This window comes from Thioclava kandeliae (genome assembly GCF_040297545.1).
Lineage (GTDB): Bacteria > Pseudomonadota > Alphaproteobacteria > Rhodobacterales > Rhodobacteraceae > Thioclava > Thioclava kandeliae.
The window spans coordinates 277,938-304,219 of the sequence record NZ_JAYWLC010000001.1 but is presented as its reverse complement, the minus strand read 5'-3'; the positions used below and the strand labels follow the sequence as shown (position 1 = coordinate 304,219).

Sequence of the window (26,282 nt, the reverse complement as noted above, 5' to 3'; positions counted from 1 at the left end):
CTTGGTCAGAAACGAATTCGTCACAAAGAGAGCGCCCCCGCAAGACGCTCCGGTGACAGGGAGTATTTGAATATGTCTGCACCCGGAGAAAACCTCCGCATCGATTCCGCACGCCTTTGGGATAGTCTTATGGAAATGGCCAAGATCGGGCCGGGCGTCGCGGGGGGCAATAACCGCCAGACCCTGACCGACGAGGATGCCGAAGGACGCGCCCTGTTCCAGAGTTGGTGTGAAGCGGCGGGGATGTCGATGGGCGTCGACAAGATGGGGACGATGTTTGCCACCCGTGCGGGGGAGGACCCCGATGCGCTTCCCGTTTATATCGGCAGCCACCTCGATACCCAGCCCACGGGCGGGAAATATGACGGGGTGCTGGGCGTGCTGGCCGCGCTCGAGGTGGTGCGCACTCTTAACGACCTCAATATCAAGACCAAACATCCGATCGTGGTGACCAACTGGGCCAATGAGGAGGGCGCGCGCTTTGCGCCTGCCATGCTGGCCTCGGGGGTGTTTGCCGGAGAAATCAGCCTTGATCACGCCTATTCGCGCAAGGATCTGGAGGGCAAGACCTATGGGGCCGAGCTGGAGCGTATCGGCTGGAAGGGCGAGGAAGAGGTTGGCGCGCGCAAGATGCATGCCTATTACGAATATCATATCGAACAGGGCCCGATCCTTGAGGCCGCCGAGAAATCCATTGGTGTTGTGACCCATTGTCAGGGGCTGTGGTGGCTCGAGTTCACGCTGACCGGCAAGGATGCGCATACGGGCTCCACGCCGATGGATATGCGGGTGAATGCGGGCCTTGCCATGAGCCGCATCTTCGAGATGGTGCAGGATGTAGCCATGAAGAACCAACCGGGCGCCGTGGGTGGCGTGGGGCAGGTGACCTTCACCCCTAACTCGCGCAATGTGCTGCCGGGCAAGGTGGTGTTCACGGTCGATATCCGCACCCCCGATCAGGCCAAGCTCGATGCGATGCGCGCCGAGATCGAGGCCCGAGCCGCCGAGATCTGCGCCGAGATCGGTGTTGGCTGCGCTATCGATCCTGTGGGCCATTTCGACCCTGTGACCTTTGCGCCGGAACTGGTGACCAATGTCCGCAATGCGGCCGAACGTCTGGGCTATAGCCATATGGATATTATCTCGGGGGCCGGTCACGACGCCTGCTGGGCGGCGAAAGTGGCGCCGACCACGATGATCATGTGCCCCTGTGTGGATGGTTTGTCGCATAACGAGGCCGAGGAAATCAGCCCCGAATGGGCCGCGGCCGGTTGCGATGTGCTGTGCCACGCCGTGCTGGAAACCGCGGAGATCGTGAGCTGACGTATTTTGCGGATAATGTGGCATCCAATGGCATTCGCCTGACGCATACCAGCATTTTCGCAAAGCCAGACCTGCAATAAGGATGCTTGAAACATGGGGCTGATGGACCGATCTCATTGCCAAGAAGACGCGATCCCGAGCGGTTGCGCCATTGCGACAATGAAGGAGAGACCAAATGCCGATTATCCAGTTTCATGTTATCGAGGGCCGCCCCGAGACCGAGATCAAAGCCATGCTCGATATGGGTCACGAGGCGGTTCTGGAAGCCTTCGGGGTGCCGGAAGGCGACCGCTACCAGATCGTGACGCCGCACAAGCCGGGCCATATGGTTCTGGAGGATACCGGTCTGGGGTTCAAACGCGGCCCCAGCCCGATCCTCGTGCAGGTCTTCTCGTCGCCGCGCACCGACGAGATGAAGCAGAAATTCTACGACATCCTCAGCACCAAGCTGGAGAAAGCCATCGGGCTCGATCCCAAGGATCTGATGGTGTCGGTCATGTCCAACACCAAGGCCGACTGGAGCTTCGGCTTCGGTCAGGCGCAATTCCTGACGGGCGAACTGGCCTGATCTCTCCCTCGCGGGACGGGATCGGGGATTCCCCGCCCGTCTCGCGATACCAAGGGAGAGTTCAATGACGACAACCGTCATCAAGGGCGGCACGATCGTGACCGCCGATCTGACCTATAAGGCCGATGTGCTGGTCGAGGGCGGCCAGATCATCGAGATCGGCACTGGCCTCAAGGGCGATAAGGTGCTCGAGGCCGAGGGCTGCTATGTGATGCCCGGCGGGATCGACCCGCATACCCATCTGGAGATGCCCTTCATGGGCACATATTCGTCGGATGATTTCGACGCAGGCACGGCGGCGGCGGTTTCGGGCGGCACCACGATGGTGATCGATTTCGCCCTGCCTAATCCGGGCGAGAGCATGCTCGATGCGCTGCGTAAATGGGATAACAAGGCTGCCCGCGCGCATTGTGACTATAGCTTCCATATGGCGGTGACATGGTGGAGCGAGCAGGTCTTTGACGAAATGAAGACCATCACCGAGCGCGGCATCAATTCCTTCAAGCATTTCATGGCCTATAAGGGCAGCCTGATGGTTAATGATGACGAGCTGTTCGCGTCGTTCAAACGCTGTGCCGAGCTGGGCGCGCTGCCCATGGTCCATGCCGAGAATGGCGATGTGGTGGCCGAGATGTCGGCGCGTCTGCTGGCCGAGGGCAATACCGGCCCCGAGGCCCATGCCTATTCGCGCCCGACGATTGTGGAGGGCGAGGCCACCAATCGCGCGATCATGATTGCCGATATGGCGGGCGTGCCGCTTTATGTGGTCCATACCTCCTGCGAGGAGAGCCATGAGGCGATCCGCCGTGCCAAGATGCTGGGCCGCCGCGTCTATGGCGAGCCGCTGATCCAGCATCTGGTGCTCGATGAGAGCGAGTATTTCGACAAGGATTGGGACCATTCGGCACGCCGTGTGATGTCGCCGCCCTTCCGCAACAAACAGCATCAGGATAGCCTTTGGGCGGGGCTGGCCTCCGGCACGCTGTCTTGTGTGGCGACCGATCACTGCGCCTTCACCACCGAACAGAAGCGCTATGGCGTGGGGGATTTCACCAAGATCCCCAATGGCACCGGCGGGCTCGAGGACCGGATGCCGATGCTCTGGACCTACGGGGTGAATACGGGCCGCATCACGATGAATGAATTCGTGGCCGTGACCTCGACCAATATCGCCAAGATCATGAATATCTATCCCAAGAAGGGCGCGATCCTTGTGGGTGCGGATGCGGATCTGGTGGTCTGGGACCCGCAGGCCAGCAAGGTGGTTTCCGCCAAGACGCAGGTATCCTCCATCGATTACAATGTTTTCGAGGGCAAGGAGGTGAAGGGCTTGCCGCGTTACACCCTTTCGCGCGGTGTTGTTGCCGCGACCGAGGGCCGCGTCGAGGCCCCCGAAGGGCATGGGCAGTTTGTCTCGCGCCCGCCGGGGACGGCCGTGTCCAAGGCGCTGTCGACATGGAAAGAGCTGACCGCACCGCGGCCGGTCGTCCGCGCCGGTATTCCGGCCAGCGGCGTCTGAGATCTCTTGCAGGATGCCCATAAACTTGGGCATCCTCACCTACAGAGCCCGGAAAACGGGTCGGATGGAAGAACGGGGAAAATGAAGAAACCGATTATTGAAGCCCGCGGCGTCAATCTGGTCTTCGAGACCAATGACGGGCCGGTGCAGGCGCTCAAGGATGTGAACCTCTCCATCGAGCGCGGCGAGTTCGTGTCGTTTATCGGGCCATCGGGCTGTGGCAAAACGACGTTTTTGCGCTGTATTGCCGCGCTCGAGACGCCCACATCGGGTGCGCTGACGGTGGGTGGGATCTCGCCCGACGAGGCGCGCAAGGCGCGCAGCTATGGCTATGTGTTCCAGGCAGCGGGGCTCTATCCGTGGCGCACCATCGCCGGAAATATCAAGCTGCCTCTGGAGATCATGGGCTATCCCAAGTCCGAGATGGATGCGCGGGTGGAAAAGGTGCTGGAGCTGGTGGATCTGAAGGGCTTCGGCCGCAAGTTCCCGTGGCAGCTGTCTGGCGGTATGCAGCAGCGCGCCTCGATTGCGCGGGCGCTGTCGTTCGATGCAGATATCCTTCTGATGGACGAGCCCTTTGGCGCACTGGACGAGATCGTGCGCGACAAGCTCAACGAGGAGCTTCTGGCGCTCTGGGCACGGACCGGCAAGACCATCGGCTTTGTCACCCATTCGATCCCCGAGGCGGTTTACCTGTCAACCAAGATCGTGGTGATGAGCCCGCGTCCGGGGCGGATCACCGATGTGATCGAGAGCCCTTTGCCGCGCGAGCGCCCGCTCGAGATCCGCGATACGCCCGAATTCCTCGAGATCGCGCAGCGTGTGCGTGAGGGTCTGCATGCAGGGCATGCCCATGTGTGAGGGGTCCATGCGTGACGATATGATCAACCGATGGGGGGCGCTGCCCCCCAAACCCCCCGGGATATTTAGGGACGCTGGAAGGGCGGACTTCGGGAAGGAGGGGCGCGCATGACGCGGGTTTTTCCGGTTCTGACGGTCATTCTGGCGATTATCGCTCTCTGGTACGGGGCGGCGGTGTGGCTCAATAGCGCATGGGTCTATGATCAGGCGCAGCGGGCGGGGCAGAGCGTGGGCTTTGGCGAGATGGTCGGACAGACCATGGCGCTCGACCGCCCTGTATTGCCTGCGCCGCATCAGGTGGTGATAGGGCTATGGGACGGGATCACGGGGCAGAAGATCACCTCTAAACGGTCTCTGGTCTATCATGGCTGGATCACGCTGGAGGCCACGGGGCTCGGGTTTATCATCGGGACGGTGGCGGGGCTTTTGCTGGCGGTGGCGCTTGTGCATAACAAAGCGCTGGATATGAGTTTCATGCCCTGGGCGATTGCGAGCCAGACCATCCCCGTTCTGGCGATTGCGCCGATGGTGATTGTGGTGCTGGCCTCCCTCGGGGTGAAGGGGCTGCTGCCCAAGGCGCTGATTGCGGCTTACTTAAGTTTCTTCCCCGTGCTGGTGGGCATGGTGAAGGGGCTCAGGGCGCCCGATGCGATGCAGATCGATCTGTTGCGCACCTATGGCGCGCCGAAAGCCGCGATGTTCTGGAAGCTGCGGCTGCCGTCCTCGATGGCCTATTTCTTTGCCTCGCTGAAGGTGGGGGTGGCGGCGGCTCTTGTGGGCACGATCGTGGCCGAGCTGCCTGCGGGCGCTGTGGCGGGGCTCGGGGCGCGTCTGTTGCAGGGCAGCTATTACGGGCAGACGATCCAGATCTGGGCGGCGCTGATTGCGGCGGCCTGTCTGGCGGCGGTGCTGGTGGCGTTGGTCGGGCTCGTCGAGAGGATCGTGTTGAAGAGAATGGGGCTGGCAAGATGAGCGTTCTGATCTGTGCGATTGTCTTCTGGATTGCGGCGATTGCGCTGAATTCCTTCATTGCCGCGCGTTGGCCGGAACGCCGTTGGGCGCGCTATTTTGTGCCCGCTCTTTTCGGGGTGACGCTTCTGGTGCTCTGGGAAGGGATCGTGCGGGGCTTTGGCGTGAGCCAGGTGATCCTGCCGGCTCCGAGCCTGATTGCCGAGCGTTTTGCCGCCTCGACCGGCGTGCTCTGGATCGATTTCCGCCAGACCATCCTCAAGGGTGCGCTCTCGGGCTATATCATGGGCTGTGCTGCGGCCTTTGTGGTGGCGGTTCTGGTGGACCGCTCGCGGTTTCTGGAGCGCGGGCTGATGCCGGTCGGGAACTTCTTGGCCGCCTTGCCGATTGTGGGGATCGCGCCGATTTTCGTCATGTGGTTCGGCTTTGACTGGCAGTCCAAGGCAGCGGTGGTGATTGTCACCGTGTTCTTTCCGGTGCTGGTCAATATGGTTGCGGGCCTCAAAGCCACCGATCCGCTGCAGCGCGATCTGATGCGCACCTATGGGGCAAGCTATATGCAGACGCTGGTGAAGATGCGCCTGCCGGCGGCGCTGCCGTTCCTCTTCAACGGGCTGAAGATTGCCACCACGCTGGCACTGATCGGGGCCATTGTTGCTGAATTTTTCGGCTCTCCGACGCGGGGCATGGGATTTCGGATCTCGACGGCGGTGGGGCAACTCGACATGGCGCTCGTTTGGTCGGAGATTACCGTGGCAGCACTGGCAGGGACCGGATTCTACGGGCTGATCGCGCTTGTGGAGAAAGGGCTGACCTTCTGGCATCCGTCGCAAAGGGGATAAGCGGCGGGGGCTTCAGGGATTGGGAATAAACGATAATCAACAGGAGAGTAAGATGAAGAACTGGATGATGGGCGCGGCGCTGGCGGCCCTTGCCACGGCAAGCCCGGCCTTTGCCGCCGATGTGACGCTGCAGCTGAAATGGGTCACGCAGGCGCAGTTTGCGGGCTATTATGTCGCGAAGGACAAGGGCTTTTACGATGACGAGGGGATCGATGTGGATATCCTCGCCGGTGGACCCGATATCTCGCCCACGCAAGTGATGGCCGGTGGTGGCGCCGATGTGACCGTGGACTGGATGCCCTCGGCGCTGGCCGCACGCGAGAAGGGGCTCCCGCTTGTCAATATCGCGCAGCCGTTCAAATCCTCCGGTATGATGCTCACCTGCCTCAAGGAGAGCGGCATCACCTCGCCCGAGGATTTCAAGGGCAAGACGCTGGGCGTGTGGTTTGGCGGCAATGAATACCCGTTCCTGAGCTGGATGAGCACGCTGGGTATCCCGACCGATGGGTCGGAGGGAGGCGTGACCGTGCTCAAACAGGGCTTCAACGTCGATCCGCTGCTGCAGAAGCAGGCGGCCTGTATCTCGACCATGACCTATAACGAATACTGGCAGATCATCGATGCGGGGATTTCGCCCGACGATCTCGTGACCTTCAAATACGAGGACGAGGGCGTGGCCACTCTGGAAGACGGTCTCTATGTGCTTGAGGATAATCTGAAAGATCCGGCCTTCAAGGAGAAGATGGTCAAGTTCGTCCGGGCCTCGATGAAGGGCTGGAAATGGGCCGAGGAGAATCCCGACGAGGCGGCCGAGATTGTGCTCGATAACGACATGACCGGCGCGCAGACCGAAGAACACCAGAAGCGCATGATGGCCGAGGTCGCCAAGCTGACCGCGGGTTCGAACGGCGCGCTTGATCCGGCAGATTATGATCGCACGGTCGAAGTGCTTATGAATGGCGGTTCCGACCCGGTCATCACCAAAAAGCCGGAGGGAGCCTATACGCTGGAGATCACCGACGAGGCGCTCGAATAAGGCGGTCTTGATCGGGAAAGTCCAGACGCGCGGGAGTAATCCCGCGCGTCTTTTACATTTTAATCGTATTTTCATCGCGCTCTGCGACTCTGAGGTAGAGAGGCCCAAAGGAGGGCGTGATGAGTAGATCGAGACCGTATCAGGAAGAGGGGCTTCCCGCCTGGGTCAAATGGGGGCTGTTTCCGGCCATGCTGGGGGGCTTTGGCTGGGCGTTCTATGCCGTGTCGCAAAGCCAGTTCGCCGCACCTGCCTCCTATCTGTTCAACACACCTTCGGAGGCTGTGGAGGCGGCCTATTGCATGGTGGTGGCGGAGGATGTCCATCCCAACCGTGTGCCGCCCGGGTCCTATCTGAGCGAGGCGCGCAATTTCTGGATGACGCGTCTGCGCGAGATCAGTGGGAGCGGTATGGGCGCTGCGCTTGTGAAGGCGCGGGTGCAACTGACCCGCGATATCGACCGTGTGCAGCGGCCCAATCCGCGGAAGGAATGGCTGGAATTCACGGTCGGCGAATGCAGCCACAAGGCCACGAATTACGGCATGAAATTCCGCGAGTTTGAGTGATCAGCCCAAGGGGGACAGATTGTCCTGCAGGCTACGTCCTGTGCCCGGCTCGGCATTGATGCTGGCCTCTGCGCGGGTGCGTGGCAGGGCATGGGGCATCTCGCGCTGGATGTAGTCGATGATCGCCTCGCGGGTCTCGCAGCGCAGGTCGAACACGCGCGGCGCCGTGCGCGCCGAGACCAGCACACGGATCTCCATCACGCGCTCGCGGAAATCCGTGACCTGCATCGCATAGACCTTGCCATCCCAGAGGCGGTTCTGTGCGACCAGTTGTTGCGCGACTTTGCGCAGCTTGCCCACATCTGCGGAATGGTCGAGATAGAACATGCAGGTGCCGATCAGTTCTGCATTGTCGCGGGTCCAGTTCTGGAACGGCTGCTCTATGAAATAGCTCAGGGGCACCACAAGACGGCGCCAGTCCCAGAGCTTGAGCACGACATAGGCCGAGGTGATCTCCTCGACCCAGCCCCATTCCCCCTCGACAATCAGCGCATCATCGATGCGGATCGGCTGGGTCAGGGCCAGCTGGATACCGGCGATGAGGTTTTTCAGGATCGGCTGGAGCGCAAGACCCACCACGATACCGGCGGCACCACCCGCCGCCAGCAGCGAGACACCATATTGACGGACGGCGGGCACCGTCATGAGTGCGGCCGCCACCGCCAGCACGACGATGGCCACATTGGCCACCCGCAACAGGATACGGGTCTGGGTCACATGTTTGCGCGCCAGAAGATTGTCCTCGGCATCCAGCTTGAACCGGCGCATATGCAGCGTCGTCCAGATATAGAGCGCGGTATGGCCGATCCATGCCAGACAGAGGATGAAGGCCACCAGCAGAAGATGGCTGAACAGCCGCGCTGTCTCGGCGGAGATCGGGGCGGCATTCACCCCCACGCCAAGCGCGATGATGATCAGCAACAGCCGGAGCGGCTTGGTCGAACGCGTCACCAGAGAGCGCCAGAACAGATCCTTGTTGCGCACCATCCGGTCCAGTGTCGAGCGCACCATCCGGTGCAGCGCGAGCGCAGCAACAAAACATACGACGAAAACCATAACGGACACGGTCCAGTCCGGCAGGTAGAGCGTGGCCTGATCGACCGCTGTCTCCATCACATCGCTCACCGCCGTCTCGAGGGTCTGCAATCCGTCGGGTAACGCGTCCAGCGCCTCGGGCGTGGTGTCGGTGGCCATAGTCTTCTCCGCTGATGGTTTGCCTATATGCTGCGGCGCAGCGCGCTGATGTCAAGGCAGGTGCCTGTGATGGGCGGCATTTTGCTTCCAACATGGGGTTTGGTGCGCTATCCCTTTGAGAAGAGGCCCCGAAAGGGGTTTGGGGGAGAATGGTATGGCACGCGCGGCATTGACCGGCACGCGCATCCGCGAAAGGCGGATGGCACTTGGTATGAAACAGGCGGATCTGGCGCAGCGCATTGGCATGTCGGCGGCCTATGTCAATCTGATCGAGCATAACCGCAGGCGGGTAGCCGATCCGCTTCTGGTCCAGATCGCCGAGGCTCTAGAGATCGAAACATTGGCGCTGGCCGAGGGGGCGGAGGGGGCGCTGTTTGACAATTTGCGCGAGGCGGCGGCCTCCCTGCCGACCGAGGCTGCCAGCCCGGCCAGGGCGGTGTCCTCTCCCTTGGCGGCGCCTGTGGCAGAGCTTGACCGGATCGAGGAATTTGTGGGCCGTTTTCCGGGATGGGCGGCGCTCCTGTCGGACCGCCAGCGCCAGATTACGGGGCTCAACCGGCTGGTCGAGCAACTCTCCGAACGGCTGTCGGAGGATCCGTTCCTGATCGACGGGCTGCATGAGGTGATCTCGGCCGTCACCAGCCTGCGCTCTACGGCGGCCATCCTGACCGACGAGCCCCAGATCGAGCCCGAATGGCAGGCGCGGTTCCTGCAGACGATTTCCGGCGAGAGCCTGCGCCTGTCGGGCGCGGCGGAGGCGCTGGTGGGCTATCTCGACAGCCAGAGCGGAGCGGATCTCGCCCAGTCCGGCCCTTTCGAGCAGATGGAAGCATGGTTGCGCGAACGGGACTGGCATGTGGCCGAACTGGAGGCCGACCCCGCTGCCGGTATCGATGCCATCGTCACGGGCGCGCGCAGTCTTGCCTCCGAGGCGGCGCGCGCGCTGGTGCGCAACTGGCTGGGGCTCATGCGCGAAGATATCAGGGCGCTGCCGATGGCCGCGCTGGAGGCGGCGCTGGCGCGGCACGGGCTCGCGCCCGGGGCGATTGCGACGGATCTGGGCGTGCCCGCCGGTCTGGTTCTGCGCCGTCTGGCCCAGCTTCCGGCGGGCCATGTGCATGCGCCCGAACTGGGTCTCGTGATCTGCGATGCGTCGGGCGCGATCATCTTCCGCAGGCCCTGCACAGGCTTTGCCTTGCCGCGTTACGGGGCGGGTTGCGGGCTCTGGCCGATCTATGAGGCGTTGCGCCAGCCGATGCAGCCGCTGCGCCATGACGTAGAGATCGCGGGACGGGTGAGCCAGAGTTTCGCCACCTATTCCATCGCCGTGCCGCAGGCGGCGGGGCAGGGATTTGGCCAGCCGCTGGTGCTGCATTCGCATATGCTGATCGTGCCGCTTTCTCCCGCGCTGGCCAGCGGTCCGCGCCGTCCTATCGGGGTCACCTGCCGGATCTGCCCGCGCACGGCCTGCACCGCACGGCGGGAACCCTCGATCCTCGGCACCGTGCGCTCGGATCTGGGGTAGCGTGGGGTGTCGGGAAGATTTGACATGGTTCCCCTCGCGGGGGATAGTCGGAGCGGGAGAAGGAGACGGGCATGCCGAAAGACCATGTTCTTCTGATTGAGGACGAACCGAATATCACCGAAGCGCTGCGGTTCATTCTGACGCGGCGCGGCTTTGCGGTGTCCAGCGAGGCGGATGGTGCGCGGGCGATGGCGGCCATTGCCGAGACGCGGCCCGATGCGATCATTCTGGATATGATGCTGCCGGGATGCTCGGGGCTCGAGATACTTGCGGCCCTGCGCGCGGATCCGGGTCTGAAGGCGATCCCTGTCCTGATGCTGACCGCACGGGGACAGGCGCGTGACCGCGCTGCGGCCGATGAGGCGGGAGCTACGGCCTTTCTGGCCAAACCCTTCGCCAATGCCGATCTGCTGGAAGCGATCGACGGGATTCTGGCCCTGGGGCGTGGCACGACGGAGACCGGCCTGAACCAAGGGCTCTCGCATGGCACCGGCTAAGGCCCCGCTGTTTCTGGCGCGGCGCTCCTATCGGCTGCGGAGGGTGATGGATGCGCTGCGGCTCCTGCCGCTTCTGGGGCTGGTCCTGTTTGTGCTGCCCGGGTTCTTCGTCCTCCGGCCCGCACATGTGGCGGTGCTCGGGCTCTATCTGTTTGCCGTCTGGGCCGGGCTGATCGTGGTAACGGCAATCCTCTCGCGCAGGCTGGAGCATGTGCTGGCCGAGGCGGGGACGCAGCCAGAGGACCGCGATGACTAGCGCCCGGATGACGGGCGTCTTCGGAACGGGGCTGGAGCAGGCGACGCTTACGGGCATGAGCTTTGATGGGCTGATCCTCGTCTGTCTGGCCTATGTGATCCTCCTGTTCGGGGTGGCTTTCTGGGCCGAGGGGCGGGCGCGCCGAGGACATATGGGCATCCTGCAAAGCCCGTGGGTCTATACGCTGTCGTTGTCGATCTATTGCACTGCATGGACCTTCTACGGGGCGGTGGGCTATGCCGCGCGCTCTGGGCTCGAGTTCGTGACCATCTATCTGGGTCCGAGCCTTGTGTTTTGCGGTTGGTGGTGGCTGCTGCGCAAGCTGGTGCAGGTGGGGCGGGCGCAAAGGGTGACCTCGGTGGCCGATCTGATTTCGGCCCGCTATGGCAAATCGAACAGTCTCGGCGTGGTGGTGACCCTGCTGGCTGTGCTGGCCGCCACCCCCTATATCGCGCTGCAGCTGCAATCTGTGACCGAGAGCCTGAGCGCCTTTGCGGTGCCCGTGGCCGATGGCGGAATGGTCCCGGTAAGTGATGCCAAACAGAGTTGGGCGATGTGGATTGCCATCGGGCTTGCAGCCTTTGCCATCCTTTTCGGCACCCGTAATCTGGATGCGAGGGAGCGCCATCATGGGGTCGTTATGGCGATTGCGCTCGAGGCGGTGGTGAAACTGGTCGCGGTGCTGGCGGTGGGCGGCTTCGTCGTCTGGGTCTTGGGGGGCGGCTGGGGGCCGATCATGGAGCGCATCGATCTGCACGCGACGCAGGACTGGGTGCCGCAGTCGGGCCGCTTCATGGGACTGACGCTTTTGTCGGCGGCGGCGATCCTGACATTGCCGCGGATGTTTCAGGTGCTGGTGGTCGAGAATGTCGAGGAACGGCATCTGGCCTTTGCCGCATGGGCCTTTCCGGCCTATCTGGCGCTGATCTCGGTCTTCGTGCTGCCGATTGCGGTAATGGGGCTGGAGCTTCTGCCGGAGGGCGCCAATCCCGATCTTTTCGTCCTGACGGTGCCATTGTCGCAAGGCCATGACTGGCTGGCACTGCTGGCCTTTCTGGGCGGGTTCTCTTCTGCGACCTCGATGGTGATCGTGGCGGCCATTGCACTGGCCACGATGATCTCGAACCAGATCGTGACGCCGCTCTGGCTGGCGCTGTGGCCCGCCCATAACAGCAATCTGCGCCATATCGTGCTGATGTCGCGCCGCGTGGCGATTGCCTTGGTAATGGGCTTGGGCTTTGGCTACTACCGGCTGTCGGGTCAGGGGGCGCTGGCCGAGATCGGGCTCATTGCCTTTGTGGGCGCGGCGCAGACGCTTCCGGCGCTCCTGGGTGGGCTCTACTGGCGCGGTGGCACCCATCAGGGCGCGCTGACAGGGTTGCTCTTGGGGGGCGCAATCTGGGTCTATACGCTCTTTGTGCCGTCCTTCGGGGAAGGGGGGCTGATGTCGGCGCAGATGCTGGCGGAGGGGCCGTGGGGGATCGGCTGGCTCCGTCCCGAGGCGCTTTTCGGGCTGGAGGGGATGGACCCTCTGTTACATGCGCTGTTCTGGTCACTGTTTTTCAACGTGACGGGCTATGTGACGCTGTCGCTGCTGTCTTTCCCGCCGCCTCTGGAACGTCTGCAGGGCGTGGCCTTCGTCAATATCTACGAGGAGGGGCCGGGGCCGCGGGGCTGGCATATGGCGGTGGCCGAGGCTGAGGATTACCTCTCGATGGCGCAGCGTATCCTTGGCGCGCAGGTAGCGCAGCGTTTCTTTCAGGAAGAGGCCGCACGGCAGGGTAAAACCGGCTGGCTGCCTGACCCCACCCGAGATTTCCTGACAGCGCTGGAGCGGCGGCTGGCCGGCTCGGTGGGCTCGGCCACGGCCCATGCGATGCTGGCGCAGCTATCGGGCGGGCGGGTGATCTCGGTCCGGGATCTGATCAATATGGCCAGCGAAGCGGCTGACATAAAAGAACATTCCTATCAGCTCGAGACCAAATCCGAAGAGCTTGCGCAGGTCGCGCGCCAGCTGCGCGAGGCCAATGACAAACTGACCCGCATCTCGGTGCAAAAAGACGCGTTTCTGGGCCAGATCAGCCATGAGCTGCGCACGCCGATGACCTCGATCCGCGCATTCTCCGAGATCCTGATGGAGCCGGATCTCCCCGAGGCGATGCGGCGCGACTATGCGAAGATCATCCTCGACGAAGCCCGGCGCCTGACGCGTCTGCTCGATGATCTTCTGGATCTCTCGGTGCTTGAACATCGCAAGGTGCAGCTACATATCGGGGCCACGAATTTGCATGATCTGCTGGACCGCGCGACACAGGCCGCAGGGCCGGAGGCGGGGCATGAGGCGGGCCAGTTGCGCATCGAACGGGACTTCCCGAGCGAACATGTCGGGCTTATTACCGATGGCGACCGGCTGGTGCAGGTCTTCATCAACCTCATCACCAATGCACGCAAATACTGCGCTGCAGCAAAGCCGGTTCTGCGAATCGAAGTGCGGCGGGACGGGGAGTTTGCCCAGATCGATTTCATCGATAACGGGCAAGGCATTCCAAAGGCCGAGCAGGATCTGATCTTTGAGAAATTTTCACGACTTACCGATACAGCTAAAGCAGGCGGGGCCGGGCTGGGTCTTGCGATTTGCAAGGAGATTCTGGGTAATCTGGGCGGGTCTATCGACTATCTTCCGGGGCAGGGCGGGGCCGCGTTCCGGGTGCGTGCGCCGCTTCGCAGCGTAAAAAATGTGGTTGATGTGAAAGATGGTTTGTAATCATTGCTGCGTTAAAGGTTTTGTAAACCCTGATCTGCGAGGCTGCCCTGTGTCACCCTCGGTTCGGGTACAAGTGGGATAACATGGTGGATCAGAAGCCTTCAACAATCTTGCGAAAGAAGACGGATGCGGCCAAGGCTGCAGCCTCTGGCGGCCCTGTGTCGCCCGAGCGCGCCATCCGGTATGTCTTTGCAAAGGTTGCGCAAGATACGCTGGATCTTCCGCTGCAGGTGTTGCGTGTCGAACAGAGTCAGGTCTCGTTGACCGAATTGATGGAAGTTTTTCCCGAGCAGCCGATGCTTTGCGTTCTGGAAGGGCCGAAAGAGGCGTTTGGCGTTGTGGCCTTGCCGCCGATCACGTTCTCCTCGCTTATCGAGGTGCAGACGATGGGGGTGCTGTCGCGGATCCAGCCCGGGCCGCGACGGCCCACGCGGGTCGATGCTTCCATGGTGCAGGGCGTGCTCGATTCGCTCCTTGAAGGGCTGGAAGAAGCGCTCGCCGATAGTGACGACATCATCTGGGCGGGCGGGTTCCGCTATCTGTCCTTTTTCGACGATCCGCGGCCACTGTCGCTGATTCTCGAAGAGATCACCTACCGTGTTTTCTCGATCACCATGCAGATCGGACAGGCGATGGACCGCGAGGTCTCCATGCTCTGGGCTGTGCCTGCGCGGGGCAGGGGCGAGCGTGTCCTGGCGGCCACCGCCGAGGATGCGGGTGCCCCCGAGGCCGAGGCGCTCTGGGCGCAGCAGATGGAGAGCACCGTGATGGGCACGCGGGCGGAACTGACGGCTGTGCTGCATCGCTGGTCGATGCCGCTGTCGGGTGTGATGAGTTTCAAGCCCGGTGTCGAGATACCGATCCCGCGTGAGGCGTTGGAAAAACTACGCGTGGAAGGGGTGGACGGCCGCCGTATGGGCACCGCGAAGCTTGGCCAGCATAGCGGGCGTCGCGCGCTCCGGCTGACCGCCAACGAGGCTGAAAGCACCGAGATCAACGAGCTTGACGAGCTGACCACCCGACCCGATCTGGGCGCGATGTCGGTGGGCGATAATCCCTTCGGCGGAATGACCGGAGCGGAGGGTGGCTTCCCTGCAATGGGCGGTGACGCGGACGAGGGTGGTTTCCCTGCGATGGATCTGGGCGGCCTGGGCGGCGATGATGCAGGCGATGGCGGCTTCCCCGCGATGGATTTCAGCGCCTTCGAGGAGGACGAGAACCAGCGGACCGGCACCGGCGGCTAGACCCCGCGGCGATCCGGACCTGATTTTGAGGAATTTGCGCAGCTCTGACTTGCGAGACGACCACTGCTTGCCGTAAGCGGTGGGCAGGCAGGGCTGGATTGGCCCTGTCCGCGTGGGATTTTGCGAGGCGGGGCGGTATGGTCAGGCGGATCAGAGTACAGCGATGCGAGGGGGTCACGTTCCTGACCCTGCCCGATGCGGGGGCTCGGGGCTTCGATGCGCAACTCCGCCGGTCTCTGGGCGCGGCCCTCGATATGTGCCGTCATGACCCGGATCTGCGTGGTGTCGTTATGCGCGCTGCGGCCGGCTGGCCCTGTGCCGAGGATCCCGAAGCCGATTTCCACGAAGATGCGGAGGCGCCTTCACTTGCGGCGCTGGCGCAGAGCCTGAGCGATCTGTCCTGTCCGGTGGCGGTCGTGCTTGATGGCCGTATCCGCGCGGGGGCCTTGGCACTGGCGCAGGCGGCAAAACTGCGTCTGGCGCTCGATACCGCGAGCTTTGATCCGGTGGAGCCCAGCCTCGGCTACCTTCCGGCAGCGGGCTGTCTGATCCGCTATCTGCGCCGCTCGGGTCCGCGTCAGGTGTTGTCCTTCCTCAAGGCGGGGCGTCCGGTGGCCGCCCTGCAGGCGGTCGAGCTGGGTGTCTGCGATGCCGTTGTGCCTGCCGAAGCGGTCGAGATGCAGGCACTTTCCGCCACGCTCGAACAGGCTTTTGGCGAGGTCGGTCTGGTGCCGGATCCGAACGGGGCGAGCCGGTTGACGCAGAGCTATTTCACCGAGCTGGATGCGCTGCGCGAGGCAATCGAGACCGGTCCGCAGCATGTCGTCTGGGACAAGGCGCTGGCGGTGGCCGAGGCGGCGGTTCTGCTGCCGATGGGCGAGGCGCTCGATTTCGAGGCGGTCGCGCATCTCGATCTTCTCTCCTCACCGGCCTCCAAAGCGCTGCGCCATCTGCGGGCCTCTGCCGCGCGCGCCCATGCGCAGGAAGCCCTGCCCATCGATGCCGCGACGCTGGGATGCCGGATCGTGGCCGTCTGGAACCCGCCTGACGGGCTCGTCTATGCGCTGGCCGATGCGGGGCATCGGGTGATCTGGGCCGAGGCGATGCAGGACCGGCTGGAAAAGGGTCTCTCGAACCTTGCCCGTGCGCAGGAGGCGGCCGTTCTTCTGGGGCGGATGAGCGGGGAGGCGCGCGATGCGGCATGGGATCGGGTGAGTGCGACCACCGATCCGCTGCAGGCTTTCGCGCAGGCCGATATCGTTCTGGCAGAACCCGCCGCGCAGGAGCGCGACGATATCGCCCATGCGCTCGAGGGCGTGCGCGGGGCGCTCGTCGCCACGACCCAACCCGATTGCGCCCTGCGGATCGACCGCTACGGGCGCCATGTCGAGGTGCATGGGGCAGCGGTCGAGGATACGCTACTGGTGGCTGCGCTCCTGCGTGCGGGTGGTGATCTGGCGCTCGGGCTGCCGGGGGTCGATCCGGGGCTGATCGCGCGTCTGCAGGCGGCGATCTGGGTGGCGGCCGAATATTGCGTTCTGGCCGGCGCTGCACCCGAAGAGGTGGATCAGGCGCTGCAGGGGTTCGGCATGCAGGCACCGTTTGCGCAGATCGACCGGCTGGGGGTCGAGGTGGTCATCGCACGGCTGAAAGCCGCGGGCTTCCTGCCGGGGCCTTTGCTGACCTATCTGATGGTCGAGGGCTATGGCGGTCTGCGCAAGGGGCGCGGGGTCTATCTCTATAGCGACGGCGTCGCACGTCCCGATCCGCTGGAGCCCGCGCTTCTCGAGGCGCTGCGGGCCGAGGCGGATTATGTAGCGCGTCCGCTGACGGGCGCGCAGATCATCGAGCGGATCTGGCTCGCGATGGCGGCAGAGGGGGCCAAGCTGTTGCAGCTGGGGGCTGTTGACCGGCCCGGTGATCTGGATCTGAGCGCGGTCAATGCGCTCGAGTTTCCGCGCCATGAAGGCGGGCCGATGTTCATGGCCGACCAGCGAGGCCTCGAGGCCTGCCGCGACCAGCTGATGCAGCTGGCGGCGGGCGGCGCCGCAGAGCCCGTGACGCTCTGGGATGTGCTGATCCGCAACGGGCGCAGCTTTGGGGATCTGGATCGCGCTTAGCGCAGGAAGATCCCCACCACGACCATCATCAGCCCGATGACGGACACGAAAAGTGCCCCCAGATTGACGGCGACGATGCGCTGGAGTTTTGCGCGCATTGCGTCCTCGTCCAGCCCTGCGCGCTTGGCCTTGCCGACGGTGACGATGCACCACCCCAGTCCGACAAGCCCCAAAACCGCGATGAACGCGCCGATCCAGATCAGGAATTCCATGCCGAGGCCCTTCTAAGAGAAATACTGTCGGGCCCGCGCTTAGCGATTTCATGCCACTGTGACAAGCCTTGGCTGCCGCTCCCGCCACGCTTGAGGCTTGCGACGCAGGCGCGGCTGGCTTAGGGAACGGGGCAAGTGGACTATGAGGAACATAAGATGCCCAATGATGCTGCCTATCAAGTGACCGCCGACGAGCTGCGCCAGTTCATCGAGCAATTCGAAGGCCTCGAAGCCGAGAAAAAAGATATTGCCGAGCAGCAAAAGGACATCATGTCCGAAGCCAAGGCGCGCGGCTACGACACCAAGGTGATCAAGAAGATCATCGCGATCCGCAAGCGCGACAAGAATGACGTGGCCGAGGAGGAAGCAATCCTCGATATCTACAAGCAGGCGCTTGGCATGGAATGAGCGGCCCCCGTGTCGCAACCGGAATGTCGCAACCGGAATGTCGCAACCGGAAGGCCTCCCGTCGGGGAGGCCTTTTTTATGAAGGATCCATCCTTGCCCCGCATCACGCTTGGCGATTACGGCGCGATGAAATCGACGCCTGCCATCTGCGCGATCGCATCGATATCGGCCTCGTAGAGCGCGGTGATCTCGTCGATCATCGCCTCGTCCCATCCGGGCAGCGCGACATCCATCTCCAGCTCCTCGGGTTTGGCGAATTTGTCAAGAAACGCCATCGTCACCTTGCGGCGCTGCTCGAGTGTTTTCGGCGGGTTATTGAGGATATAATCGGCATAGCGGCGGAATCCGCCCTCGGTCATGATCGTCTTCAGGATCATCTGCTCGCCATTGAGTGTCACATCGTCGCCGATCCCGCTCAGGCTATGCATGATCTCGGGCCAGATTAGGGGCGCGTCCTCGTTGCACCAGACCACGACCTTATGGCCCTGCGCCGCATCGACCATGCCTTCCACCACCGTCCGCCAGCGCAGATCGCGCGGATCGCGTCCGCACATCAGATCCTCGTAGCTGCGCTCGGGGTCGCGTTGGGCCAGTGCGGGGATCAGCGTGGCGGGATTGATCATCGCCAGATGGAATTCGATCTCGGCATCGGGGAAGATATTGGCCAGAGGCTCCAGCTTGCCCGGCACCATCGCGTAGAACCCTTTATCGGTCACCACACGTTCGGGAATGCACATGAAATATTCATGGCTGAAGATGATGCGGTTGATGTCTTCCTTGTCGGTCACGGCGGCGAGCACCGCATCCGAGGTCTCGATATCGGCCTCGGCGCCTTTCAGCGTCAGCAGCGTGTCGCGCAGCACCATCCGGTAGCGGCGGGGATGGGGCACGACCACGCCGTTCTCCTCAAGCACCCGCGGGTTTCGGGCCAGACAGCGCACCAGACTGTCTTCATCTGTTGCATGTGCACCCAAGTGATAGACGACCTGCATGTTTTTCCCCGCTCGATTTATGGGGTTAGATTAGAGCAGCTTTTCTTTACAGGCAAACGGCTTTCGGGCTATGCGGGAACTTGTGTTCCTGATTGATCAAGTCGGATATAGCCCATGGCGATGACTGCATTCCTAACGCGCCTGCGCCGCGGCGGGGCCTCCGGCACCGGCGGCTGGTCCGCACTGGCGGTGGTGTTTGCGGCGCTGATCGTGGCACCCATCGCAGCGGTGGTCTGGCTTGCGGCCCATCCCACGGAAAATATCTGGCCACATCTTCTGGCCACGACCCTGCCGCGCTATCTGGAAAACTCCGCCGTGCTTGCTGCGGGGGTAGGGGCGCTGACCGCCTGTGTGGGCGCAGGGGCTGCGTGGATCGTGGCGATGTATCGCTTTCCGGGCCATCGCTGGCTCGAATGGGCGCTGCTGTTTCCGCTGGCGATCCCTGCCTATGTGACGGCCTATGCGCTCGTGGATTTTCTGGATTATTCCGGGCCTTTGCAGGGGCTGTTGCGGGATATGTTCGGCTGGCAATCGGCGCAGGATTACTGGTTTCCGCAGGTGCGCTCGCGTTGGGCCGCGGTGGTCGTTCTGGCCGCCAGCTTCTATCCCTATGCCTATCTGATGGCGCGCAATGCCTTCCGCGAGCAATCGGGGGCAAGCTACGAGGTTGCCCGTGCGCTTGGTGCCGGGCCTCTGGCGCTGTTCTGGCGGGTTGGTCTGCCGCTTGCCCGTCCCGCCATTGTAGCCGGGGCGGCCATCGCCATGATGGAAACCGTGGCCGATTTCGGGGTGGTCGATTATTTCGGTGTGCAGACGCTGACCACGGGGATTTTTACCACATGGCTCGAGGCCGGAAATGCCGGTGGCGCGGCGCAGATCGCGCTTGTGATCCTCGGTGTCGTGTTCGCGCTTTTTGCGATCGAGGCCTTGGGGCGCAGACGCTCGCGCTATTACCAGTCCGCCCGCCAGAGCCGCCCCGTCACGCCCATCCACCTGAAAGGCTGGGCGGGGGGCCTCGCCTTCGCTCTGTGTTTTGTTCCCTTTGCTATCGGGTTCGTTCTTCCGGTCGCGGTGATCGGCGCACATGCGCTGGCCAATCCCGAGGGCTGGATCGGCGCGGGGCTTTTGCTGGCGGCGTGGCATAGCCTGCTGACGGGCGGGGTCGCCTCGCTTGTCTGTGTGGCGATGGCGCTGGTGATGGTCTATGGCATGCGGCTTTCGGGGCAGGGATTGCCACGGCTGGTGATCCCGCTGACCGCGCTGGGATATGCCGCACCCGGGGCTGTGCTGGCCGTGGGTATCCTGATTCCGCTAGCCGCGTTCGATAACTGGCAGGCCGATACGATCTGGGCGCTGACCGGCCATGATCCGGGGCTTGTTCTGACGGGGACGGGCGTGGCGATCATCCTCGCCTATGTGGTGCGCTTCTTTGCCGTGGCGCAGGCCTCGACGGATGCCGCCTTCGGGCGGGTGCCGCCTTCTTTGCCGATGGCGGCGCGCTCGCTGGGGCGGGGCTTGGGCCAGATCCTGCGCGAGGTCTACCTGCCGCTCATGCGCGGATCTGTCGGCTCGGCGCTTCTTCTGGTGTTTGTGGAATGCGTGAAGGAACTGCCGGCCACGCTCTTGCTGCGGCCCTTCAACTACGAGACCCTTGCCACCCGCGTCCATGAGAAGGCGAGCCTCGAGAACCTTGGCGATGCAGCACCCGCAGCGCTTCTGGTGATGGCGGTGGGGCTTGCCGCTGTGGTGGTTTTGGCACGCGCCAATCTTTCACGCAGATAGCCCGATCAGGGGCTTGCCAGCGGCCCGACAAATTTGTATCTGGTCGCATGTGCCTCCATAGCTCAGTTGGTAGAGCTGCGATTTTGTAAGTCGAGGGTCGGGAGTTCGAGTCTCTCTGGGGGCACCATCTATCAATGTATTCACGCCTTCTGCAGCTTTCAGATTGCCGGAAAATCTTAATCTTACTTTCCCTCTCGGCCTTGCAGACCGTGTGGCGGTGGACCGAAAAGTAGCGCTGGACCCCTGTCAGCCGAATCCAGCTCGGGATCTGGTCCGACTCATCTTCCGGGGTGAACCTCTCGTCCCTGCTCGTTGGCGCTCCTTCTTCTCGTTCCGGCGGGCGAAGTGCGCATGGAAGGTCTGTTAGTCGTGGCAGTTCCTGCCAGGCATCTGAAACCGTTGATGCCTCGGAGATAAGGGGCGCTTGTCCGATCGGAAAGCTGGGTAGGACTGGATCGGGTTCACGCGGGGCCAGACAGGTGGGGTGCGTCTGTCGCCACTCGGGCCGCATGAACCTGAGGCGTTGTCGGGCCTCTCCGATAGGTCACGCCCAGAGGAGATGGCGTAGGCTATGGCCTATTGCGGGCAGCAGCTGCCCGCGTCGCGCCACGTTTTCGGGGGCTTGCGAGAAGAGATGGCGGGTCAGGGCCTGACGCGCCGCCGTATCGGGCATGAACTCCAGTCTGAGGCTCTGGCGTCCACCATGGGCGCGCAGGGTCCCGATCCGGCAAGGGATCTCGGGCAGCCCGTCAAGTTCCAGAATACACACGCTGTTGGCGGTCAGCCGCTGGATGCCCTGTGCCATAATGGCGCGGGCGTGTTCGACGCTCAGCCCTGTAAGCCGCAGATCCAGTATCTCCGAGCCGTAGCGGAGCCGGCCTGCCAGATCCATACGGATCTCCACCTCGTTGCCAGGGCGGGGGCGCTCATAGCAGATCCCGAGCGCCATGACCGAGATCAGCATCGCAACCGCCGCCCATGTCAGGTTGAAGAGATCTTTGGCCGAAGGTTCGGTGATCGCGAGCGGCCCCACCAGATTGAGTGCGATGGCCAGCCCCAGAGCCATGGAGATCGCGCCGAAGAAGGTGGCTTGCGGAATGTTCACCTTGACCGATGAATGGTCGCCGCCCTTGTCGGTGACCTTGAAGGGTTTGCCGAACGGGTTTCTGAGCGCGGCAAGGAGGGTCATGGTCACGGGAAGGGCGGTCAGCGCATGGGTGACCTCGGTCAGAAGCGGCAGCGTGCGCCCGCCCGAGACCCAAGTCGAGTAGACCCAGAAACAGATCAGCGCGGGGAGGCCGAAGCTGAGAAAGGCCAGCTCGTCCGCGTGATAGGCGGGCAGGTCGAAATACCAGTAAAGCACGGGGGCGATCAGCATTAGCGGGATGAAGGGCTTGGACAGCCATGACATCAGCCCGTGCACATAATGCAGCCGTTGGCGCAGGGTGAACCGGCCTTTGGGCGAGAGCGGCCCGTCGGGCATGCAGCCGATCTGGATCGTGCCCAGACACCAGCGCGTGCGTTGGGTGATATATTCGCCCACACCCTCGGCAGAGAGCCCCACCGAGAGCCTCTCGTTCAGCCAGCGGGTCTGGTAGCCCAGCTCCATCAGCTTGTAGCTGAGCCACATATCCTCCGAGAGAACGCCCTTGGGGAACCCGCCCAACTCGGCGATCAGATTGCGCCGGACAACGAAGGATGTGCCGACGCAGAAAGCGCAGCCCACCGCGTCTTTTGCGGGCTGGAAGATATCGAAGAACACGCGCTGGTCATCGACGAAACTGTCGCTCAATCCGAAGGCATGCTGGATCGGGTCGTTGTTGTAATAGAATTGCGGGGTCTGGACGAGGCCGACGCTGGGTTCCTCGAACATGCCCACCACGCGGCGCAGGAACTGTCGCTGGGGCGCGAAATCGGCATCGAGCACGAGGATCAGATCGCCTTTGCCCGCATCATCGGTCAGCCGGTAGGCATTGTCGAGATTTCCGGCCTTGGCATGGGCATTGTCGGGGCGTGTCAGGTAATTGGCACCTACCGCCTCGCAATAGGCCCGCAGGGCGGGACGGCGGGTATCGTCACAGACAAACACACGGAAATCGGGGTAATCCATCGCCAGCGCGGGCAGGATGGATTTCTCCAGCACATTGATCGGCTCGTTATAGGTGCAGATGAAGACATCCACGCGGGGCCAGTCCTCGCTGGCTTCCAGCATCGCTTCGGCCCCATCGGCAAACTCGCCATTGTCGCGATGGTTGAACAGGATGACGATCGAGGCGAGCGAATAGGCGATGGCCGCCATCTCCGCCGCCCAGAAGATCCACGGCCAGAGCCCTTTGAGCGTGAACGAGAACTCGGGCAGGGTCTGGGTGGTGCGCCAGACCGCGTAGAGGATGACCGAGAGCGCGGTGAGCGATCCAATCAGACGCCGTGGAAAGGGCCTGTCGGAGGGCAGCCCCAGTGCAAGCGCCAGCATCAGGAACAGCAGCCCGAGATTATAGGCAAGGATCGAGGACATATCCGCAAGCGTAGGAGAGATCATTGGAGAGGCTCCGGAGAGGGGTCTTGGGAAAGGGGCAGCGGGGCCGGTATGAAGGGATTGCGGTCCTGCAGGGCCAGAAGCGCTCAGGCGGTGGCCCCGAGATGCGGGCGGGGCGGATAGGTGAAGGCGATCTCCCCGCTCGATCCGATCCCGATGGAGAGGCCCGTCGAGAGGGTGGTGCCATCCGTGGCGAGAAGGTAGCCGGTCGCGGGATCGACGAGCGTCGAGAGGGTGATCATGAACTCTGTTGCCTGTGCGGTCAGACCCAGCCGGTTCAGGGTGAGGGCTGCCTGTGCCGTGCCTTCAGCCCAGATGCCGTCGCGGTCGTCGTTGAAATCCAATCCGTTCCGCCCGTTTCGGGTGACAGTGAGCGCTTTCAGGATGTCGGTCACGGTTGCAGGGCGGCCGCTGATCCGGCCCAGTTCGGGGAGTGCCAGATAGGGCCAGACCTGCACATCGAGCATCGTGCCGCCGTTCTCTGAGGGCTGCCCCTCTGGAGTGGTGCCGGTCAGGAAGGCTCCGCGCGCGGGGCGCCACATTTTCAGAACCATCTCGCGGGCGGTGGCCTCGATCTGTTCGAGCCGCGCGCCATCGTCCGGCGGCAGGGGGGGCGTGCTGGCCATCAGGGCCCGTGATAGTGCGACGATATCGAGATTGTGCTCGGTTGAGGACCATGGCGCGCGGGCAGGGTCGGGCTCGAAGCCGAAATAGCCGCCCAGATAGCCCCGCTTCGTCCCGTTATCGGGGCGCATATGGTCATCGATCCAGTAGGCAAGCCCCAGCGCCGCCGCGCGCCATTTCGGGTCATGGCTGGCGGCAGAGAGATGCAGGTAGGCCAACCCCACCCATGCCATATTGCCGCTCGTCGTGCCGACCTGATAGGCATCCTCGATCCAGCGCCCCTCCTTGTCCGACCAGTAACCGGGGGGCAAGGCAGGCCGGGCGGAAAGGCCCGCGCGATAGGCATTGCGCAAGCGGCCATCTCTATAACTGCGATCCGCCTCCTGCGCCTGCAGGAAGGCTGCGCCGATGCGCTGGGCCGAGGGCAGGTCCCCGCAGCCCAGAAGGGCGATCACCGCAAGGGCGTTGTCATAGACAAAGCCCGCATCGCGCAACGCCGGATCGGGCTGCGAGACGCCCGCGCCGCGGTCGGGCTGTTCAGGCCAGCTGGTTAGAAAACCCGGATCAGGCCCGGCAGGAAGGCTCGTTCGCAGGGAGGTGCATAATGTCTCCTCCAGCTCCGCAGGCGGAGAGGCCATGGCAGCGGGAAAAAAGGAACTTGTTACAAACACGCCCAGAATGCCGCCGAGCAGGGGGGATCTAAAGCCCCGAGGCGACATCATGTGCGATCTCATGGCGGGGGAACGCCGTGTCCTCAGAGGCGGCCAGCGCCGAATTCGGCTTGATCGCGGCCAGAGCCGTATCGAGCAGACCGCGCACGCCTGCGCTCAATTGCGGCAGGGTGCCCTCCTGAAGTTCCGCCGTGACCCATGCGCCAACGCCGCAGGCCATGCCGCCCGTCTGCGGCGGGGCAGCTTCGGGCTGGATCATCACATAGAACTCGCGCCGTTCGGTGGGCGGGAAGGGCAGCACATAGCGAGTATCCTCGGTATCCGTGGTGCGCGGCAGGATCGAGGTCACCTTGGCTGGCACCGGTTCCGGCCAATCGGGGGAGGAGATCTTCATCGCGGTGCCAGGGCCGAGTTTGCTGGCGGTGCGTTCGGGGAAAATGGCCACGATCACACGCTGATCACAACGCACTGCACGGGCAAGGGTATCGCCTGCGCGCGCCGCCATCCCGTCCTCGATGGCCAGCGTCGTGACCTCGGACTGGCCCTGCACCTCGACACTGGTCTCGCTCAGCAGCGAGACGCGGTGCTCCTCGGCATCGCGCATGGCGATCACCGCGCGCAGACCGTCTTCCTGTGTCGAGATCTCGCCCTTCAACAGCGCGATCGCCTGTGTCGCGCTGCGCCATTCGGCCTGCAGGGTGGGCACCTGCCCGCTATCTATCCCGACGATGATCCCCTTGCGCGCGGCGTTCAGGCGCTCGACGAGCTGGCGTTTGCCCAGTTGCAACTCGTCCAGCTGGCTCTGGACGATATCGGCGGTCACCAGTTGGTCCTCGGCCACGGTCTTGGACACGATACCGGCCGTCTGCAGCTTGGCCTGACGGGCGGCCGCCCCTTTTGCCAGTCCCAGCGTCGCCTCGAGGCGCTCGATGCGGGTTTGGTTTATGGCCAGCTCGTTCTCCAGATTACCAAGCACCTCGCGCTGCATGCGCAGCACCTGATCCGACAGCTGGGCGGCCTGCGTCTCGAAGGTCTTCAGGCGCAGATTGCGCTGTGTGATCTCCTGTGTCATCTCGCTGACCCGAAGCCGCAATTCGACCAGTTTGGCCTGATCGACCGAGACATTGCGGATGCGCGCGACCGTCTCGCCGTCGCGTAGGCGGCTGCCGGTGTTCATGGTCATACCCTGCACGACCCCGTCAATGGGGGCGGTGATCAGATAGGAGGGCGCATTGACAATGGCGCGTTCGGATCGGGTCGTCAGGACCGGAGCGAGCGTATTAGACACCATCAGAAGCCCCAATACCGAGGCAGCACTATAGGAAAAGACCCGCATACCAGCGAGACCAGTGGAAAAGGCCATGGGAGGGCTCCATTTCTCGATGTTGAACGTCTGGAGTAAGGCAAAGAGGTCTCGAGCGCCGACCCGAAGGGTCGGAGCTGAATAGGTTCTCCTCCGACGCGCAGTGCGCCGGGGCGAGAAGTCGTGGAGGATCTTGCTTTATCGTCTAAACCGGACAATCCCGGTTTACCTTTCGTTAAGTAAATGACAACACGCGACCGATATCCGATCAAATGCCGTCATTTACTTTTTCCATTTACGGATATTAATCACGAAATCTTATTAACTTTTAGCCTCGAAATTGACGAAGCGCAGAGCGGCAACCCGTTCTATCTGATCACATTTAAGGGCTGCCATCGAAGATGTTTAAAAAATGTGCGTGGGTGTTTCAGAAACGTATTTCAGAAGAGTTTCAGATTTTTTCGCTCGAATCA

At 62.9% G+C, this 26,282-nt stretch carries 22 protein-coding genes and 1 tRNA gene; 17 read left to right on the top strand and 6 right to left on the bottom strand.

Features of this window, described 5'->3' with window-relative positions:
• Positions 1-72 precede the first annotated feature (72 nt).
• The 8 genes from VSX56_RS01445 to VSX56_RS01410 all read left to right on the top strand — a co-directional run bounded on the left by VSX56_RS01445 (position 73) and on the right by VSX56_RS01410 (position 7,681).
• Positions 73-1,323: a Zn-dependent hydrolase gene (locus VSX56_RS01445; RefSeq protein ID WP_339112242.1), complete on the top strand. Its 1,251-nt coding sequence runs from the start codon at positions 73-75 to the stop codon at positions 1,321-1,323.
• 175 nt (positions 1,324-1,498) lie between these two features.
• Positions 1,499-1,891 carry a tautomerase family protein gene (locus tag VSX56_RS01440; protein WP_339112243.1) on the top strand — a complete coding sequence of 131 codons (393 nt, stop codon included), beginning with the start codon at positions 1,499-1,501 and terminating at the stop codon, positions 1,889-1,891.
• A 64-nt stretch (positions 1,892-1,955) separates the two neighbouring features.
• On the top strand, positions 1,956-3,410 hold the full coding sequence (hydA, locus tag VSX56_RS01435; RefSeq protein WP_350934316.1) for a dihydropyrimidinase: 1,455 nt from the start codon (positions 1,956-1,958) through the stop codon (positions 3,408-3,410).
• An 81-nt stretch (positions 3,411-3,491) separates the two neighbouring features.
• A complete protein-coding gene (locus VSX56_RS01430; RefSeq protein ID WP_339112245.1) occupies positions 3,492-4,271 on the top strand; it encodes an ABC transporter ATP-binding protein in 780 nt (259 codons plus the stop codon).
• Between the two features lie 108 nt (positions 4,272-4,379).
• Positions 4,380-5,243: an ABC transporter permease gene (locus VSX56_RS01425; protein ID WP_350934313.1), complete on the top strand. Its 864-nt coding sequence runs from the start codon at positions 4,380-4,382 to the stop codon at positions 5,241-5,243.
• Entirely contained in the window at positions 5,240-6,082 is an 843-nt protein-coding gene (locus VSX56_RS01420) for an ABC transporter permease (RefSeq protein ID WP_339112247.1), read from the top strand. The genes VSX56_RS01425 and VSX56_RS01420 overlap by 4 nt, the downstream gene beginning before the upstream one ends.
• Positions 6,083-6,134: 52 nt before the next feature.
• Positions 6,135-7,118: an ABC transporter substrate-binding protein gene (locus tag VSX56_RS01415; RefSeq protein WP_350934310.1), complete on the top strand. Its 984-nt coding sequence runs from the start codon at positions 6,135-6,137 to the stop codon at positions 7,116-7,118.
• A gap of 119 nt (positions 7,119-7,237) precedes the next feature.
• The gene (locus VSX56_RS01410) at positions 7,238-7,681 is read left to right on the top strand and encodes a hypothetical protein (RefSeq protein WP_350934308.1); all 444 of its coding nucleotides are present in this window, start codon (positions 7,238-7,240) and stop codon (positions 7,679-7,681) included.
• Here the strand turns inward: VSX56_RS01410 and VSX56_RS01405 are convergent, their stop codons facing one another.
• Positions 7,682-8,875, bottom strand: a complete 1,194-nt coding sequence (locus VSX56_RS01405) for a mechanosensitive ion channel family protein (RefSeq protein ID WP_339112250.1) — start codon at positions 8,873-8,875, stop codon at positions 7,682-7,684.
• Positions 8,876-9,029: 154 nt separating this feature from the next.
• Between VSX56_RS01405 and VSX56_RS01400 the strand changes: the two genes are divergently transcribed.
• From VSX56_RS01400 to VSX56_RS01375, 6 genes are all read left to right on the top strand, one after another.
• Positions 9,030-10,400: a helix-turn-helix domain-containing protein gene (locus VSX56_RS01400; protein ID WP_350934305.1), complete on the top strand. Its 1,371-nt coding sequence runs from the start codon at positions 9,030-9,032 to the stop codon at positions 10,398-10,400.
• A gap of 71 nt (positions 10,401-10,471) precedes the next feature.
• Complete coding sequence (locus VSX56_RS01395) at positions 10,472-10,897, top strand: response regulator transcription factor (protein WP_350934302.1); 426 nt, start codon at positions 10,472-10,474, stop codon at positions 10,895-10,897.
• A complete protein-coding gene (locus VSX56_RS01390; RefSeq protein WP_350934300.1) occupies positions 10,884-11,153 on the top strand; it encodes a hypothetical protein in 270 nt (89 codons plus the stop codon). Before VSX56_RS01395 ends, VSX56_RS01390 begins: the two co-directional genes overlap by 14 nt.
• A 55-nt stretch (positions 11,154-11,208) precedes the next feature.
• On the top strand, positions 11,209-13,917 hold the full coding sequence (locus VSX56_RS01385) for an ATP-binding protein (RefSeq protein ID WP_350934645.1): 2,709 nt from the start codon (positions 11,209-11,211) through the stop codon (positions 13,915-13,917).
• 110 nt (positions 13,918-14,027) lie between these two features.
• On the top strand, positions 14,028-15,161 hold the full coding sequence (locus VSX56_RS01380; RefSeq protein ID WP_339112254.1) for a FliM/FliN family flagellar motor switch protein: 1,134 nt from the start codon (positions 14,028-14,030) through the stop codon (positions 15,159-15,161).
• Between the two features lie 137 nt (positions 15,162-15,298).
• Positions 15,299-17,281: an enoyl-CoA hydratase-related protein gene (locus tag VSX56_RS01375; RefSeq protein WP_350934297.1), complete on the top strand. Its 1,983-nt coding sequence runs from the start codon at positions 15,299-15,301 to the stop codon at positions 17,279-17,281.
• Here the strand turns inward: VSX56_RS01375 and VSX56_RS01370 are convergent.
• Entirely contained in the window at positions 17,278-17,493 is a 216-nt protein-coding gene (locus tag VSX56_RS01370; protein WP_339112256.1) for a hypothetical protein, read from the bottom strand. The two genes, VSX56_RS01375 and VSX56_RS01370, sit on opposite strands and share 4 nt — an antisense overlap.
• A 156-nt stretch (positions 17,494-17,649) precedes the next feature.
• On the opposite strand from VSX56_RS01370, the gene VSX56_RS01365 reads away from it, so the two are divergent.
• Complete coding sequence (locus tag VSX56_RS01365) at positions 17,650-17,901, top strand: DUF2312 domain-containing protein (protein WP_339112257.1); 252 nt, start codon at positions 17,650-17,652, stop codon at positions 17,899-17,901.
• A 116-nt stretch (positions 17,902-18,017) separates the two neighbouring features.
• Here the strand turns inward: VSX56_RS01365 and VSX56_RS01360 are convergent, their stop codons facing one another.
• On the bottom strand, positions 18,018-18,893 hold the full coding sequence (locus VSX56_RS01360; protein ID WP_339112258.1) for a hypothetical protein: 876 nt from the start codon (positions 18,891-18,893) through the stop codon (positions 18,018-18,020).
• Between the two features lie 114 nt (positions 18,894-19,007).
• On the opposite strand from VSX56_RS01360, the gene VSX56_RS01355 reads away from it, so the two are divergent.
• Together VSX56_RS01355 and VSX56_RS01350 are read left to right on the top strand one after the other, a co-directional pair.
• Complete coding sequence (locus VSX56_RS01355) at positions 19,008-20,675, top strand: ABC transporter permease (RefSeq protein ID WP_350934294.1); 1,668 nt, start codon at positions 19,008-19,010, stop codon at positions 20,673-20,675.
• Between the two features lie 51 nt (positions 20,676-20,726).
• A tRNA-Thr gene (locus tag VSX56_RS01350) sits at positions 20,727-20,802 on the top strand.
• Between the two features lie 417 nt (positions 20,803-21,219).
• On the opposite strand, the gene VSX56_RS01345 is transcribed toward VSX56_RS01350, so the two are convergent.
• From VSX56_RS01345 to VSX56_RS01335, 3 genes are all read right to left on the bottom strand, one after another.
• Positions 21,220-23,214: a glycosyltransferase family 2 protein gene (locus tag VSX56_RS01345; protein WP_350934291.1), complete on the bottom strand. Its 1,995-nt coding sequence runs from the start codon at positions 23,212-23,214 to the stop codon at positions 21,220-21,222.
• Between the two features lie 83 nt (positions 23,215-23,297).
• The gene (locus tag VSX56_RS01340; protein ID WP_350934289.1) at positions 23,298-24,557 is read right to left on the bottom strand and encodes an AGE family epimerase/isomerase; all 1,260 of its coding nucleotides are present in this window, start codon (positions 24,555-24,557) and stop codon (positions 23,298-23,300) included.
• Positions 24,535-25,869, bottom strand: coding sequence for an HlyD family secretion protein (locus tag VSX56_RS01335; RefSeq protein WP_339112311.1), 1,335 nt, complete (start codon positions 25,867-25,869; stop codon positions 24,535-24,537). Before VSX56_RS01335 ends, VSX56_RS01340 begins: the two co-directional genes overlap by 23 nt.
• Between the last annotated feature and the right edge of the window lie 413 nt (positions 25,870-26,282).